The sequence below is a fragment of the Pseudomonas sp. FBCC-B35 genome (genome assembly GCF_059133755.1).
In genome coordinates, this window is the sequence record NZ_CP101439.1 from 1,391,042 (window position 1) to 1,405,410 (window position 14,369).

The window sequence follows — 14,369 nt, forward strand, 5'->3', positions numbered from 1 at the left end:
GGTGTTGACGGACAATGCAGCTTTTGCGGGGGTGATTTGCACATGGTGGCGCAACGGCAGGAGCGGTTGCTGGCACGCGTGGAGGATGCCTTTGGCGTCATCAGCGTGTACGAGGTGGATGATTACCGTTTCCTCGAATTCGGCGACGCCATCGAGCAGAGCTGCGTGTTCACGGCAGACCCCAGCTGGCTGGAGTACGATTACACCCGCGCCATGCTGGTAGGGGCGCTTTGCCATGAACAGCCGGAAAGTGCGCTGTTCCTGGGGCTGGGCGCCGGAACCCTGACCCAGGCTTGCATGAAGTTTCTGCCCCTCGAAGACATCGAGGCCATCGAGCTGCGCCCGGATGTGCCACGCCTGGCCATGGAGCACCTTGGCCTGGATGATGACCCGCGGTTATATGTGCGCATCGGCGATGCGGTCGAATTGCTACCGACTGCGGAAACGACCGACTTGTTGTTCGTCGACCTTTATACCGACCATGGGCCTGGCGTCGGGCATTTGGCTTGGAATTTTCTGAAGGGCTGCCAGCAACGCCTCAACCCCGGTGGTTGGCTGGTGATCAACCAGTGGGCCACTGACGAGGGCAAGCCGCTTGGGGCGGCATTGCTGCGCGGGTTGTACCACCGCCATTACTGGGAATTACCGGTCAAGGAGGGCAATGTGATCGTGCTGGTGCCAGCCGACCTGGAGCAGACCCTGGACATGGCGGGGCTGCGGGCGCGGGCCGAGGCCCTGGCGCCACGCCTGGGGTATAGCCTGGACGGGTTGATCAAGGACATTCGGCCGGCCAGTTGAGCCGCAGGGATGGGATGAAATTGCAGGGGCCGTTGCGCGGCCCCGCGCGCCATACAGAGGGCTTCGTGGTTTGACCGCAGCGTTCCAGTCACTTGGCGATAACCAAAACAACGCCCCTGCAGGTGTAAAAGATGTATCGTTTCAGCCGCTGCCCACCGACAGCGCCCTCAAACCCCGCGGCCTGAAAAAATTCCTCCCGCCCCGTTCGATTTCAGGTATAGTACGCGCCGGTCTTTTAGCGGGCCTCAAAAATCAGGCGGTGCAAATCCTCCGAGTCCAGCTTCGGCTGCACGTCCGCTAGGCGGACCTTCCCAAGTATCTTTTTCAATCGTTTTCGCAAATCCCCGCCGCCAAAGCTGCCTGGGTGACCTGTCGGTCTTTCATGGCTTGTGCAGCTTTGGAGCATGGGTCTTTGCGGATGCACTCTAGAGGCAGACCCATGACCCAGGAAATCGCCGGCTTCGCCGCTCTCGATCTCAATCCGAACATTGTTGCCGCTGTCGTGGCCACCGGCTATGAAGAGCCGTCGGCCATTCAGCAGCAATCGATCCCGATCATCCTCGCCGGTCACGACATGATCGGCCAGGCGCAGACAGGCACCGGCAAGACCGCTGCCTTCGCTCTGCCGATCCTCAACAAGATTGATGTGAGCAAGCGCGAGCCGCAAGCCCTGATCCTGGCACCAACCCGTGAGTTGGCGCTGCAAGTTGCAACCGCTTTCGAAACCTACGCCAAGCAGATGCCGGGCGTGAACGTCGTGGCCGTCTATGGTGGTGCCCCGATGGGCCCGCAGCTGCGCGCCATTCGCAACGGCGCGCAAATCGTCGTCGCCACCCCAGGCCGTCTGTGCGACCACTTGCGTCGTGACGAGAAGGTTCTGTCGACCGTGCAGTACCTGGTACTGGACGAAGCCGACGAGATGCTCAAGCTGGGCTTCATGGACGACCTCGAAGTGATCTTCGATGCCATCCCGGCCACGCGTCAGACCGTACTGTTCTCCGCGACCCTGCCGTCGTCGATCCGCTCGATCGCCGAACGTCACCTGCGTGAGCCCAAGCACGTCAAGATCCAGAGCAAGACCCAGACCGTCACCGCGATCGATCAGGCTCACCTGATGGTGCATGCCGACCAGAAGATCCCGGCCGTGCTGCGTCTGCTGGAAGTCGAAGAGTTCGACGCGCTGATCGCCTTCGTGCGCACCAAGCAGGCTACCCTGGACCTGGCTGCCGCGTTGGAAGCCAAGGGGTACAAGGCTGCTGCGCTGAACGGCGACATCGCCCAGAACCAGCGTGAGCGCGTGATCGACTCGCTCAAGGATGGCCGCCTGGACATCGTCGTCGCCACTGACGTCGCTGCCCGTGGCCTGGACGTGCCGCGCATCACCCACGTGTTCAACGTCGACATGCCGTACGATCCCGAGTCCTATGTGCACCGTATTGGCCGTACCGGCCGTGCGGGTCGCGAAGGTCGCGCACTGCTGCTGGTGACGCCGCGTGAGCGCCGCATGCTGCAGGTGATCGAGCGCGTGACGGGTCAGAAAGTCGCCGAAGCGCGCCTGCCCAACGGCCAGGCGGTGCTCGATGCCCGTATCAAGAAGCTGACCAATAGCCTGGCGCCGCTGGTTGCCGAAGCCGAAGCCACCCACGGCGAGCTGTTCGACCGCCTGACCGCCGACCTGGGCTGCAGCGCTCGCGCGCTGGCTTCTGCCCTGCTGCGCAAGGCCACCAATGGCCAAGCCCTGGACCTGGCAGCGGTAGAACGCGAACAGCCCCTGGTGCCAAGCTTCGCCCCGCGTGGCGAGCGCACCGAACGTGGCGAGCGCCCGGACCGTGGCGACCGCGAGCGTCGTGCGCCACTGCCGTTGGCAGAAGGCCGCGTACGCTGCCGTACTGCCCTGGGCGCACGTGACGGTATCGCTGCCAAGAACCTGCTGGGCGCGATCCTCAACGAAGGTGGCCTGGCGCGTGATGCCATTGGTCGCATCCAGGTGCGTGATAGCTTCAGCCTGGTCGAGCTGCCGGAAGACGGCCTCGAGAAGCTGCTGACCAAGCTCAAGGACACTCGCGTCGCTGGCAAGCAGCTCAAGCTGCGTCGCTACCGCGAAGATTGATCCTCAAGCAATAAAACATCCCCGGCCTAGGTCGGGGATTTTTTTTGCAAGCCATCAGGCGCGACCTAACCGAATCGGTAGATATCCATCCCCAGCGCGCCCAAGGTGAAGCCCTGGTGCACCACGTCAAAAGCCCCACCCGCGCCTAGGGCAAAGAACAGCGGCAGCAGATGCTCATCGCTGGGGTGATTGCGCACGGCAAACGGCGCCTGCGCCCTGTAGTCGAGCAAGGCCTGGCAGTCGTTGGCCTGCAACGTCTCTACCATCCAGTTTCTGAAGGCCAGCGCCCACGGCGCCATCCTGTCCGGCCCAGCCTGCCAGTCCAGTTCACCAAGATTGTGCGTGATACTGCCAGAGCCAATCAGCAGGACACCTTCTTCGCGCAGCCCGGCCAGGGCCTGGCCAATGCGTAGCTGCCCCGTGGGGCCCAAATGGCTGGGCAAGGACACCTGCACTAGCGGGACCTGTGCCTGCGGATACATCAGCGATAAGGGCACCCAGGCGCCATGATCGAAGGGGCGCTCGGCGTCTGGGTCAGCTGGCAGCCCGGCCGCCTGCAAACGATCACAGATACGTTGCGCCAGGTGCGGATCGCCCGGTGCTGGGTACTGCACCGCATACAGCGCCGCAGGAAAGCCAGCAAAGTCATGCCAGGTCGCCGGCCTCGCGCCGCTCGTCACTGCCAGGTCGCGGCTTTCCCAATGGGCCGATACCACGACAATCGCACGTGGCGTAGGCAGCTGTTGAGCCAACTGCGCCAGTGCAGGCCCGCTGGCGCCGGGCTGCAATGCCAACATGGGTGAGCCGTGGGAGATGAACAAGCTAGGCAGCATGGCAGGGTCCTGAGGGTTAAGATGCTCGCATCTTCGGCCAAGGCTTGATCGAATCCAAATCAAGTTATGGCTGGGAACCATCGAATAATTGGGAGGAAACATGGAACCGGCATTCTGGCAGCAGCGGTGGGCCGACAACCAGATTGGCTTTCATCAAGCCCAGGTGAACCCCTACCTGCAGGCCTATTGGCCTGGCTTGCATCTGGCAGCCAACAGCAAGGTCCTGGTGCCCTTGTGCGGCAAGAGCCTGGACGTACTGTGGCTGGCCGGGCAGGGGCACCGAGTGATGGGTGTCGAGTTGTCTCGTCGGGCAGTGGAAGACTTCTTCCGTGAGCAGGGGCTCCAGGCACAGGTCTCGCACACAGGCGCATTCGAGATCTGGCGTCATGGGCCTATTGAGCTTTGGTGCGGCGATTTCTTCGCGCTGACGAGCGGCGACGTGGGTGACTGTACCGCGCTCTACGACCGAGCGGCCTTGATTGCCTTGCCCTCGGCGATGCGGGAGCGGTATGTCCGAGCGCTGTCGGGCTTGTTGCCTGCTGGCACCAAGGGGCTGGTGGTGACCTTGGACTATGACCAGGCGCTGGTGCCCGGGCCGCCGTTTTCGGTGAGCGACGACGCGTTGCGGCAGGGGTTCACCGGCTGGCAAGTGGATGAGCTCGAAGCGCTGCAGATGATCGAGCAGAGCCCGAAGTTCGTGCAGGCGGGGGCTTCGAGCTTGTGGGAGAGGGTCTATCGGGTCAGCCATTGAGGTCTGCACCCCGCCTTGTGATTAACAGGCGCTCATAAAAAAGGCGACCGAAGTCGCCTTTTTGCAGGGTGGGATGGATCAACCGCGGCGGCGCAGGGCGTCGATGCGGTCTTCCAGTGGCGGGTGGCTCATCAGCAGGCCGGCCAGGCCCTGCTTGAGGCCCCCATTGATGCCGAAGGCCTTGAGCGTGTCGGGCATGTGAACCGGCAAACCCTGTTCCACACGCAGGCGCTGCAAGGCGCCGATCATGGCCGAGGTGCCGGCCAGGCGAGCGCCGGCTTCGTCTGCGCGATACTCGCGGCGGCGCGAGAACCACATGACGATGATGCTGGCCAGGATGCCCAGTATCAGTTCTGCCACGATGGTCGCGACGTAATAGGCGATACCTTGGCCTTCCTCGTTCTTGAAGATGACCTTGTCGACGAAGTTGCCGATGATCCGGGCGAAGAACATCACGAAGGTGTTCACCACGCCCTGGACCAGCGCCAGGGTGACCATGTCGCCGTTGGCAACGTGGCCGATCTCGTGCGCCAGCACGGCGCGCACTTCATCGGGCGAAAAACGCTCCAGCAGGCCTTGAGAGACCGCCACCAGTGCATCGTTACGGTTCCAGCCGGTGGCAAAGGCGTTGGCTTCATAGGCCGGGAAAATACCCACTTCCGGCATCTTGATGCCAGCCTCGCGGGACAGCTCCTCGACCGTTTGCAGCAGCCACTGCTCGTGCCGGGTACGCGGCTGGCTGATGATCTGGGTACCGGTGCTCATCTTCGCCATCCACTTGGAGATGAACAGCGAAACCAGCGAGCCGGCAAAACCGAACACCGCACAGAACACGAGCAGGCTGCCAAGGTCCAGGTCGACCCCGTTGGCAGCCATGAACCCGTTGAAACCGAACAGGCTCAGGGTAATGCTTGCAACCAGCACCACCGCAAGGTTGGTGGCCACAAACAACAGAATGCGCATCATGGTTGTTACGTTCTCCTGACGGATGAATTGTCGCTTACTGCGGGGTATATAAGGGGCCTGCCGCCGGGATTCAATCGACGGACTATTTCAAACTGTGTAAGCCGCAGTATGGCAGAGGAGGGGAAGCCGGCTGTGGGATAGAGCATTGCAGGATGTAAGAAACATGCTACGGCGCGCGCAGGGCCGTCCTTTTCCTGAGGCGGCCCTGCCAGCGCTCACAGCTGCAACCAGAGTGTCGGCCCTCTGTGAGCGCCAGCGGCGCGTGTGCTTACTGCGAATAGGTCCTGAGGAAATTGCCGATCCGCCCGATGGCCGCTTCCAGGTCATCTACGCGGGGCAGCGTCACTACGCGGAAATGGTCCGGCCAAGGCCAGTTGAACGCAGTGCCCTGGACGATGAGCAGTTTCTCGGACAGCAGCAGGTCCAAGGCGAATTTCTCGTCGTTGAGGATTGGGCAGACCTTCGGGTCGATCCTCGGGAACGCATACAGCGCGCCCATGGGCTTGACGCAGCTCACCCCGGGGATGTCGTTGAGCAGCTCGAAGGTGCGGTTGCGCTGTTCCAGCAAGCGCCCCGGTGGCAGCACCAGATCGTTGATGCTCTGGTAGCCGCCCAGTGCGGTCTGAATGGCATGCTGGGCCGGTACGTTGGCGCACAGGCGCATGTTGGCCAGCATGTCGATGCCTTCGATGTAACTCAGGGCATGATGCTTGGGCCCGGAAATGATCAACCAGCCGGAGCGAAAGCCTGCCACGCGGTAGGATTTGGACAGGCCGTTGAAGGTCAGGCACAGCAGGTCCGGTGCCAGGGAGGCCGTGCTGATGTGCACCGCTTCGTCATAAAGAATCTTGTCGTAGATTTCGTCGGAGAACACCACTAGGTTGTGCTGGCGAGCGAGCTCCAGCATGCCCCGCAACAGCGCTGTGGAATACACCGCGCCCGTTGGGTTGTTGGGGTTGATGATGACCAGTGCCTTGGTGTTGGGGGTGATCTTGGCCTTGATGTCCTCCAGGTCGGGGAACCAGTCGGCCTGCTCGTCGCACAGGTAGTGCACCGGTTTGCCGCCGGCCAGGCTTACGGCTGCCGTCCACAGGGGGTAGTCGGGGGCGGGGATGAGCACCTCGTCACCGTTGTTGAGCAGGGCCTGCATCGACATGACGATCAACTCGGACACGCCGTTGCCCAGGTAGATATCTTCGATGCCGACGCCTTCGATGCCCTTTTGCTGGCAGTACTGCATCACCGCCTTGCGTGCGCTGAACAGGCCTTTGGAATCGCTGTAGCCCTGCGCGGTAGGGAGGTTGCGGATCACGTCCTGCAGAATTTCATCGGGCGCCTCGAAACCGAACGGCGCCGGGTTGCCGATGTTCAGCTTGAGGATGCGGTGGCCTTCCTCTTCCAGACGCTTGGCGTGCTTGAGCACAGGGCCGCGAATGTCGTAGCAAACATTGGCGAGCTTGTTCGATTTGCTGAACTGCATGATGGAATCCCGATTGAGAAAACGCGCTATGCCCGGCCGAAAGGTTTGTAAGGGCACAAAGCGGGTGCGAGACTGAACGCCTTGCACACGAAGCCAACTAATATACGTGCCACCCGCGCCCCGGAAAAGACGGCGCAGGGTGAAATTGAGCCTGCCGAGGGAGCCCCATGCAAAAGATCGAGAAAACCCTGGAACAGTGGCGGTCGATGCTCGACCCCGAGCAATACCAGGTGTGCCGTCTGAAAGGCACCGAGCGGCCGTTCAGCGGCAAGTACAACAGCGAGCGCCGCGACGGCATCTATCACTGCATCTGCTGCGGTCTGGCATTGTTCGATGCCCAGACCAAGTTCGATTCGGGCTGTGGTTGGCCAAGCTTCTACGCCCCCATCGAGGATAGCGCGATGATCGAGATCCGCGACACCTCCCACGGCATGATCCGCACCGAGGTGACCTGTGCCCGCTGCGACGCTCACCTTGGCCACGTGTTCCCCGACGGGCCACCACCGACCGGGCTGCGCTACTGCATCAACTCGGTGTGCATCGACTTGCGCCCTCGTGACTGACCGGAGCTCGAACATGGCCGCATCGCTGCTGGATATTCCCTGTGTCACCCTTGCAGGCGAACACAAGAAGCTGGGCGACTTCCCAGGTAAGGCCGTGCTAGTGGTCAACACCGCCAGCCAGTGCGGCTTCACGCCGCAATACGCCGGGTTGGAACAGCTGTGGCAGAGGTACCGTGATCGCGGGCTGGTGGTGCTGGGCTTTCCCTGCAACCAGTTCGGCAAGCAGGAGCCTGGCGAGGCGCGTGACATCGCGCAGTTCTGCCAGCGCAATTTCGGCGTGAGCTTTGCGCTGTTTCGCAAGGTGGAGGTCAACGGCCCAGGCACCCACCCCTTGTTCGCCGAGCTCAAGCAGCGGGCGCCTGGCATTCTGGGTAGCCAGAAGATCAAGTGGAATTTCACCAAGTTCCTGCTCGACACGGTCAGCGGCCAGGTGGTGCGTTATGCACCGACCACCAAGCCGCAGGCCTTGGAGGCGGACATCGAGCGTCTGCTCAGCCGCTGACCGGCACCCAGCGATCGACCACGGCCAGCAGGTCCTCGCGCCGGAACGGCTTGGCCAGGTAATCGTCCATACCGGCGGCTCGGCAGCGGTCGCGCTCCTCGGGCATTGCATTGGCGGTGAGCGCGACAATGGGCAGCCCTGGCCAATGGCCGCGCTCACGGATGCGCCGGGTGGCCTCGTAGCCATCCATCACCGGCATGTTGCAGTCCATCAGCACCAGGTCGAAGGCTTCCTCTTCTAGCCGCGCCAGGGCTTCGACTCCTTGCGTGGCCAATTCCACCTGGCACCCCAGCTTGGCCAGCATGCCTTTGGCCACCAGCTGATTGACGGGGTTGTCCTCCACCAGCAGGATGCGCGCCCGGCCTTTGGCTGTAGCGGGGGGTGGGGTTGCCAGTGGGTGCTCGGCATCGTGTCCTTGCAATACCCGATGCAGCGTCTGGTACAGCGCCCCACGGGTCAGCGGGCGTGCGAGCTGATGCAGGGGGGCCATGGCCAAGGCCTGTTCGCTGGGCAGGAAGTTGCCGTAGGCAGTGACGAGCAGGATGGGTACCTGCGAAACCCTGCGCACCTCGGGCAGCGCCTGCACATCGTCGAGTATCAGCAGGTCGGTTGCGCCTGCTACGGTGTCAATGCCGTCGTGCCGTGCATACGCCAGGCCCAAGGCCGGTAACAGGCCAAGCATCAGCTCATGCAGGCCGCTGCCCGCTGCGGTCAGTGCAGCCACGCTGGCGTGCAAAGGCTCGGGTGTATCGGCCTTGGCGCAGGCGTTGAGGGGGAGTTCTGCAGTGAAACGGCTGCCAAAACCGGGCTGGGACCGAATATGCAGATGCCCATGCATGGCCTTGCACAGGTTACGGGTCAGGGCCAGTCCCAGGCCGGTACCGCCGTACTGACGCGTGATGCCTGCGCCAGCCTGGGTGAAGGGCTGGAAGATACGCGCTTGCGCTTCTTCCGGGATGCCGATGCCGGTATCCCGGACTTCCAGGCGCACGCCGCCGATCATCGGCTCAAGCCTGACGTCCACCCGTCCGAAGCGGGTGAATTTCAACGCGTTGGACAACAGGTTGCCGACGATCTGGCGCACCCGCGTAGGGTCGCCCAATACGCTTGCCGGAAAGTCATGGGCAATCAGGCAAGTCAGTTCGACCCCCTGGGCCACGTTCTGCGACAGCAGGCTAGCGGTGTCCTCGACCAGGGTCGCCATGTCGAAGGGGATTCGTTCTAGCTCGAGCTGGCCTGCATCGAATTTCGACAGATCGAGGATATCGTTGAGCAGTTCGACCAGGACTTTCCCGGAGTCGTGTGCAATGGTCAGCTGCTGGCGCTGCTCACCTGGCAGCGGGTTGTCCAGCGCCAGGGCGATCATGCCGAGCATCCCATTGAGGGGCGTACGGATCTCGTGGCTCATGTTGGCCAGGAACGCAGCCCGTGCATGGGCCATGTCCAGCGCCCGACGCCGGGCTTGCTCAAGCTCTTGGTTGGTCAGGCTGAGGTTGTCGTTGCTCGCCTTGAGTTCATCGGTACGGGCCGCAACGATGTTTTCCAGCTCGTTGAGGTACTGGGTGAGCCGATTCTCGGCCGTACGGCGCTGCTCGATCTCGGTGGACATGCTGACGAACTGCTGGTTGGCCACTTTCACCAGCACGCCGATTTCATCGTGCTCATGACCGGGCGGGCATTGCAGTCGTCCCTGCAGGGGCTTGCGCGCATCGCCGCCGCTCAGCGCACCGATCACCGTGACCAACGGCTTGGTCAGCATCATGTAGAACAGGGCCAGCAACAGGCCTGTCAGCACCAGGCTGCGGGCAAAGCCGTTGAGCAGGGTGAGGCCGGCGCGGTCGAGAAAGCGCCGGCCGAAGGGGTAGGTGTCCACGTCCAGGTACAGCGTGCCCAGGTACTCGTCGGGCATGTGGGTGAGAAACAGGGGGTCGCGCAGTTGACGGTGATCGCCGAACAGAAAGTCGCTGATCGGCCTGTAACGGTCTTCGAGTCGCGGCCGTTCCACGTCTGCCAGCACCGTCTCGTTGTTGTCGATCAACCGCGCGCGCACGATGGCAGGCGACTCCAGCAGCCCCCGGGTCAGTTCCAGTGCCAGCTCCGAGTCGATGTTGTAGGCGATGCGCGAGGCCGGGTTGTGGCTGATTTGCAGCAGCGCACGCACTTCGCGGTTGATCGAGGCGTCTTCGCTGGCATAATCGATGCCGATCTGGACAAGACTGAGCAATGTTCCCAGGATGAAGCCAACCAGGACTGTCAACCGGGCTTGCTTGTATGACAGGCGATTGGTGAACTTGATATCCATGAGTCCCGAGCCGGTTCCACATTCCTTGCGCTGCGCAAGCATAGCCGATCGATCGCGGCTGCTGGCGGGTCTGTCACATTTTCAGCCCTGATCAGGCTGAGCGTCTGGGCTGGCCGTTTGATTGCTCAATCGCCTTGTACGCCATGGCACGGTGCTACGTGCCGTCGTGACTTTACTAGGCGGTTCTAGGATAACGGGCCACCCGCCAACCCGAATTCGACTGTGTAGGAGTCGTCATGGACGCCCGCTTGATTACTTTTCTGGACCGCGCCGAAACGGTGCTGGCCCGTCTCGAGCCGCTGCTGCCGGCAGCGCGTCCCGAGATAGACTGGTCCGCGACCCTGGCTGCCCGTTGGCAGCGCGATGGCCGCAGTGGCTACCTGATGCCGCTTGAGGTCAGCCTGGATATCCGCCTGAGCGACCTGATCGGTGTCGACCAGCAACGTGACCAGCTTGGCCGCAACACCCATCAGTTCATCAGTGGCCTGCCTGCCAACCACGCGTTGCTGTGGGGCTCGCGGGGCACAGGCAAGTCCTCGCTGGTGCGTGCGCTGCTGGCCGAGCACGCCGCAGCGGGGCTGCGCTTGATCGAGATCGAGCGCGACCATTTGGCCGACCTGCCGCGGGTGGTGGAGCAACTGCAGAAATTGCCGCAGCGCTTCATCCTGTTCTGCGACGACCTGTCGTTCGAGGCGGGGGAGGGCGACTACCGGGTACTCAAGAGCGTGCTCGATGGCTCGCTTGAGCAGGCCCCGGATAACGTCCTGTTGTACGCCACATCCAACCGCCGCCACCTGGTACCAGAAAAACAGAGCGACAACGAAAACTGGCAGATGGTCGATGGCGAGTTGCACCCCAATGAGGCCGTGGAAGACAAGATCGCCTTGTCCGACCGCTTTGGGTTGTGGCTGTCCTTCTACCCGTTCAGCCAGGAGCACTTCCTCGATGTGGTCGAGCACTGGATCGGCCAGCTCGCGCGCCCGGCCGGGCTGCGCTGGCAGCGTGACGAAGCCCTGGACATACTCGCCGTGCGCTGGGCTACCGGCCGCGGCAATCGTAATGGCCGATGTGCCTATCAGTTCGCCCGCTATTGGGTCGGGCTGCAATTGCTGGAGCAAACCCGATGATCGATCTCAATGCCAGTGGTGCTGGCCTGGACGGCTACGCCTTGCTGGCGGCGCAAGTACAGGCGCTGTTCGCCGACGAGCGTGACTTCACCGCCAACGCCGCGCAATTCTCGGCTTTTGTCTATCACCAGATCGAAGACCTGAACTGGGCGGGGTTTTACATCAATCGCGATGAACAGCTGGTGCTCGGCCCGTTCCAGGGCCAGGTGGCCTGCGTGCGCATTCCCTTTGGCAAAGGGGTGTGCGGCACCGCAGCAGCCACGCGCCAAACCCAGCGGGTAGAAGACGTGCACGCCTTTGCCGGGCACATTGCCTGCGACAGCGCGTCCAACAGCGAGCTGGTGATTCCACTGATCAAGGCGGGCAGGCTGGTGGGCGTGCTGGATCTGGACAGCCCCACGATCGGGCGTTTCAGTGAAGCCGATCAGGCAGGGCTTGAGCAGCTGGTGGCGATTTTTCTGGAACTGACTGACTGCTGATCGCCCTTGAGCACGTATCGACGGCGCGCCTGCGCCGCCGGTACGAGCACCCGGTTCAGTCGTACATCGCCTTCTTCTTCCAGGTCTCTTCGTCGTCGGTTTTCAAGCCTTCGGTCAGCTCGTTATCTTCGTCCTCGGTCGGCGCCAGCTGATCCAGCACTTGGGCATTCACCCGCGCCAGCAGTTTTTCAAGATACGTCAGCTGCTCTTCGTAGACCTTGGGCTCCGGTTGCTTGCGCAGGTACTGCACGCCCCGTTCGAACGCCAGGCGAGCCTGGCCGGGCTGCTCGTTCTGCAAGGCCTGTTGGCCGAGGTTGTTGAAGAACTCGATGTGCAGCAATACCAGGATGTGGCGGATTTCCTTGAGCCAGTGCTTGGCTTCCAGAGCAGGTAGAAAGCCTTCTTGCGCGGCGCGGGTGATCTGGTTGTGCAAGGCTTCGAGCAGAAACCGCACGTCCTTGGCCTTGGCTTCGGTCAGGATCGGGTTGGGTGGGTTGTTGACCGGTATCTGCTCGCCTTTGGCGATCAGCGCTTCAACTTCGGCGATGCGCGCCTTGATGTCGGCATTGTGCTTGTCCAGGGCAAGCTGACGCTGGTTGACGTTCAGCTCCAGCCGGGTCAGCAGCAATTTCAGCCCAGGGGTCATGTACTGGCCGGGGAAGGTTTCACTGATTTCGCCACAGCGACGCAGGCGATCGGCCAGTTCTATCTTCAATCGAGCGCGCTCGAGCTTGCCGTTCTCGACCACGTTATTGAGGTAGCCAATCAGAATCAGCAGTGCGATACCCGCCACGACGAGCAGGGTGATCAGAAGTGGTGTCACCGTGAATGCCTCATGAAATGGATTGCATCATTGAGTGTAGGGGCGAGGTTGCGTAAACCCTGACAGCCTGTGTTCATTATCGGCCGCATGCCCAGTGGCTGAATGCTGGCATATTTACGCTGCGCTGACGTCAGAAATTCAGCTCGGGCTTCGTTTAGCGCCTGCGCAAGCTGGGGCGGCAGGGCGGGAAGTCATTGATTTAAATAAATTTCTACAAAAGGGTTGACGGCCTATCCATCCCTCCATAGAATGCGCGCCACTTGCAGCGTAAAGCACACAGCAGAACGCAGCAGGGAGTGAAAGCAGGCAGCAATGCCAGCAGCGTGTCCCCTTCGTCTAGTGGCCTAGGACACCGCCCTTTCACGGCGGTAACAGGGGTTCGAGTCCCCTAGGGGACGCCATATTGCGGGAATAGCTCAGTTGGTAGAGCACGACCTTGCCAAGGTCGGGGTCGCGAGTTCGAGTCTCGTTTCCCGCTCCAGTTTCTCCGGCAGTGCCTCGCGGCGCGGCAGGAAAAGAAAATCCAGTCTGGATCGTGAGGTTCATGTACTGGTGCACTGAAAAGTGTTGTGTGTCCCCTTCGTCTAGTGGCCTAGGACACCGCCCTTTCACGGCGGTAACAGGGGTTCGAGTCCCCTAGGGGACGCCATTGCGGGAATAGCTCAGTTGGTAGAGCACGACCTTGCCAAGGTCGGGGTCGCGAGTTCGAGTCTCGTTTCCCGCTCCAGTTTGAATACTGTGGCGTCTATGCGGTGCAGTGGTGGTGAAGGTCGTATCGGCGCTTCACGCCAAGGGTTGTAAAGCTTCACTTTGCGGGAATAGCTCAGTTGGTAGAGCACGACCTTGCCAAGGTCGGGGTCGCGAGTTCGAGTCTCGTTTCCCGCTCCAAATATCGGTCTACAGCATCCTTTGGGCTCGTAGATTATCGAAAAAAGACGCTTCGGCGTCTTTTTTCGTTTCAGTGCAGCCTGCCTGAGTCCATCAAAAGCCACGAATGCTAAGTACGTTTTTGAGTATAGCGATTGTGGGTATTTGGCCTAGCGCATTGATGGCGGGGCGGGGCTAGGGCGCTGGCATCAATGTACGTCTACTCGGTCTTGCGAGACATGAAGATGTGCGCGCGCCATTGATCGACACCGCTGTCCGCCAGGCGTAATCCACTGGCAAGCACCGCACCCCCACAAGCACCAATGGGCCGGCACTGTTCGTGTGTGCCAGGCAGGGGCACCTCGTTTCTATTGGCTGGGCAAGCGAGCCAAGATCTTGATGACATTGGCCCCAAGCGTGAGTGGCAAAGGTACCGAGGTTCGCGTATCCGGCAAATTGCCGGGTTGACTCAGCGATGGACGCTGCCGTGTGAGGCACTGGCTATCAAGCTTGCCCCGCACGCAGTCTTCATGCCGTCGAGCGCGACGGGCACGCCGTTAACGCGGTAGGTGCCACTACCCTCGATGATGGGGAATTCGCCCTTGCATAGCGGGCAGAACACCATGTTGCTTTTGCCGGCCATAGGTTTGCCGTTGAGGTTAGTGTGAGGGATGGAACTAACAACTGTTCCCCCGTGGTCGGTCATGTCGCCGAGTCGAACTATTTTCTTCATTGTGGTTAAGTTCCTGTTTGTTGAGGGGGCTGAAT

The 14,369-nt window shown here is 61.7% G+C and carries 13 protein-coding genes and 5 tRNA genes; 12 read left to right on the forward strand and 6 right to left on the reverse strand.

The window, feature by feature from the left end; all coding sequences use genetic code 11:
- Window positions 1-42: 42 nt before the first annotated feature.
- Complete coding sequence (locus NMB38_RS06270; RefSeq protein ID WP_490806171.1) at window positions 43-798, forward strand: spermidine synthase; 756 nt, start codon at window positions 43-45, stop codon at window positions 796-798.
- A 439-nt stretch (window positions 799-1,237) separates the two neighbouring features.
- Window positions 1,238-2,908 carry a DEAD/DEAH box helicase gene (locus NMB38_RS06275; protein WP_027914325.1) on the forward strand — a complete coding sequence of 557 codons (1,671 nt, stop codon included), beginning with the start codon at window positions 1,238-1,240 and terminating at the stop codon, window positions 2,906-2,908.
- A gap of 65 nt (window positions 2,909-2,973) precedes the next feature.
- Here the strand turns inward: NMB38_RS06275 and NMB38_RS06280 are convergent, their stop codons facing one another.
- Window positions 2,974-3,741, reverse strand: a complete 768-nt coding sequence (locus NMB38_RS06280) for a DODA-type extradiol aromatic ring-opening family dioxygenase (RefSeq protein WP_088523763.1) — start codon at window positions 3,739-3,741, stop codon at window positions 2,974-2,976.
- Between the two features lie 100 nt (window positions 3,742-3,841).
- Here NMB38_RS06280 and NMB38_RS06285 point away from each other — a divergent pair, with 100 nt between their 5' ends.
- Window positions 3,842-4,492: a thiopurine S-methyltransferase gene (locus NMB38_RS06285; protein WP_490806172.1), complete on the forward strand. Its 651-nt coding sequence runs from the start codon at window positions 3,842-3,844 to the stop codon at window positions 4,490-4,492.
- A gap of 78 nt (window positions 4,493-4,570) precedes the next feature.
- Here the strand turns inward: NMB38_RS06285 and htpX are convergent, their stop codons facing one another.
- Window positions 4,571-5,458, reverse strand: coding sequence for a protease HtpX (gene htpX / locus NMB38_RS06290; protein ID WP_023535364.1), 888 nt, complete (start codon window positions 5,456-5,458; stop codon window positions 4,571-4,573).
- A 268-nt stretch (window positions 5,459-5,726) separates the two neighbouring features.
- Entirely contained in the window at window positions 5,727-6,938 is a 1,212-nt protein-coding gene (locus NMB38_RS06295; protein WP_027914328.1) for a pyridoxal phosphate-dependent aminotransferase, read from the reverse strand.
- A gap of 167 nt (window positions 6,939-7,105) precedes the next feature.
- Between NMB38_RS06295 and msrB the strand changes: the two genes are divergently transcribed.
- Entirely contained in the window at window positions 7,106-7,501 is a 396-nt protein-coding gene (gene msrB, locus NMB38_RS06300) for a peptide-methionine (R)-S-oxide reductase MsrB (protein ID WP_025338187.1), read from the forward strand.
- 13 nt (window positions 7,502-7,514) lie between these two features.
- Entirely contained in the window at window positions 7,515-8,003 is a 489-nt protein-coding gene (locus NMB38_RS06305) for a glutathione peroxidase (RefSeq protein WP_490806173.1), read from the forward strand.
- Here NMB38_RS06305 and NMB38_RS06310 read toward each other — a convergent pair.
- Window positions 7,993-10,347: a response regulator gene (locus NMB38_RS06310; RefSeq protein WP_027914330.1), complete on the reverse strand. Its 2,355-nt coding sequence runs from the start codon at window positions 10,345-10,347 to the stop codon at window positions 7,993-7,995. The two genes, NMB38_RS06305 and NMB38_RS06310, sit on opposite strands and share 11 nt — an antisense overlap.
- 194 nt (window positions 10,348-10,541) lie before the next feature.
- On the opposite strand from NMB38_RS06310, the gene NMB38_RS06315 reads away from it, so the two are divergent.
- Both NMB38_RS06315 and NMB38_RS06320 read left to right on the forward strand, forming a co-directional pair.
- Window positions 10,542-11,432, forward strand: a complete 891-nt coding sequence (locus tag NMB38_RS06315; protein WP_028687854.1) for an ATP-binding protein — start codon at window positions 10,542-10,544, stop codon at window positions 11,430-11,432.
- Window positions 11,429-11,911: a GAF domain-containing protein gene (locus NMB38_RS06320; RefSeq protein WP_027914332.1), complete on the forward strand. Its 483-nt coding sequence runs from the start codon at window positions 11,429-11,431 to the stop codon at window positions 11,909-11,911. The genes NMB38_RS06315 and NMB38_RS06320 overlap by 4 nt, the downstream gene beginning before the upstream one ends.
- Before the next feature lie 55 nt (window positions 11,912-11,966).
- Here NMB38_RS06320 and NMB38_RS06325 read toward each other — a convergent pair whose 3' ends face one another.
- On the reverse strand, window positions 11,967-12,734 hold the full coding sequence (locus NMB38_RS06325) for a hypothetical protein (RefSeq protein ID WP_027914333.1): 768 nt from the start codon (window positions 12,732-12,734) through the stop codon (window positions 11,967-11,969).
- Window positions 12,735-13,059: 325 nt separating this feature from the next.
- Here NMB38_RS06325 and NMB38_RS06330 point away from each other — a divergent pair.
- The 5 genes from NMB38_RS06330 to NMB38_RS06350 all read left to right on the forward strand — a co-directional run bounded on the left by NMB38_RS06330 (window position 13,060) and on the right by NMB38_RS06350 (window position 13,622).
- A tRNA-Glu gene (locus NMB38_RS06330) sits at window positions 13,060-13,135 on the forward strand.
- Between the two features lie 4 nt (window positions 13,136-13,139).
- Window positions 13,140-13,215, forward strand: a tRNA-Gly gene (locus tag NMB38_RS06335).
- A 92-nt stretch (window positions 13,216-13,307) separates the two neighbouring features.
- Window positions 13,308-13,383, forward strand: a tRNA-Glu gene (locus NMB38_RS06340).
- Window positions 13,384-13,385: 2 nt separating this feature from the next.
- A tRNA-Gly gene (locus tag NMB38_RS06345) sits at window positions 13,386-13,461 on the forward strand.
- A gap of 85 nt (window positions 13,462-13,546) precedes the next feature.
- A tRNA-Gly gene (locus NMB38_RS06350) sits at window positions 13,547-13,622 on the forward strand.
- Between the two features lie 448 nt (window positions 13,623-14,070).
- Here the strand turns inward: NMB38_RS06350 and NMB38_RS06355 are convergent.
- On the reverse strand, window positions 14,071-14,334 hold the full coding sequence (locus NMB38_RS06355) for a PAAR domain-containing protein (protein ID WP_028687856.1): 264 nt from the start codon (window positions 14,332-14,334) through the stop codon (window positions 14,071-14,073).
- Window positions 14,335-14,369: the final 35 nt, after the last annotated feature.

Coding starts and splice junctions, on each gene's coding strand:
- NMB38_RS06270 (WP_490806171.1), top strand. CDS start 43: ATGGTGGCGCAACGGCAGGAGCGGTTGCTGGCACGCGTGGAGGATGCC.
- NMB38_RS06275 (WP_027914325.1), top strand. CDS start 1,238: ATGACCCAGGAAATCGCCGGCTTCGCCGCTCTCGATCTCAATCCGAAC.
- NMB38_RS06280 (WP_088523763.1), bottom strand. CDS start 3,741: ATGCTGCCTAGCTTGTTCATCTCCCACGGCTCACCCATGTTGGCATTG.
- NMB38_RS06285 (WP_490806172.1), top strand. CDS start 3,842: ATGGAACCGGCATTCTGGCAGCAGCGGTGGGCCGACAACCAGATTGGC.
- htpX (WP_023535364.1), bottom strand. CDS start 5,458: ATGATGCGCATTCTGTTGTTTGTGGCCACCAACCTTGCGGTGGTGCTG.
- NMB38_RS06295 (WP_027914328.1), bottom strand. CDS start 6,938: ATGCAGTTCAGCAAATCGAACAAGCTCGCCAATGTTTGCTACGACATT.
- msrB (WP_025338187.1), top strand. CDS start 7,106: ATGCAAAAGATCGAGAAAACCCTGGAACAGTGGCGGTCGATGCTCGAC.
- NMB38_RS06305 (WP_490806173.1), top strand. CDS start 7,515: ATGGCCGCATCGCTGCTGGATATTCCCTGTGTCACCCTTGCAGGCGAA.
- NMB38_RS06310 (WP_027914330.1), bottom strand. CDS start 10,347: ATGCTTGCGCAGCGCAAGGAATGTGGAACCGGCTCGGGACTCATGGAT.
- NMB38_RS06315 (WP_028687854.1), top strand. CDS start 10,542: ATGGACGCCCGCTTGATTACTTTTCTGGACCGCGCCGAAACGGTGCTG.
- NMB38_RS06320 (WP_027914332.1), top strand. CDS start 11,429: ATGATCGATCTCAATGCCAGTGGTGCTGGCCTGGACGGCTACGCCTTG.
- NMB38_RS06355 (WP_028687856.1), bottom strand. CDS start 14,334: ATGAAGAAAATAGTTCGACTCGGCGACATGACCGACCACGGGGGAACA.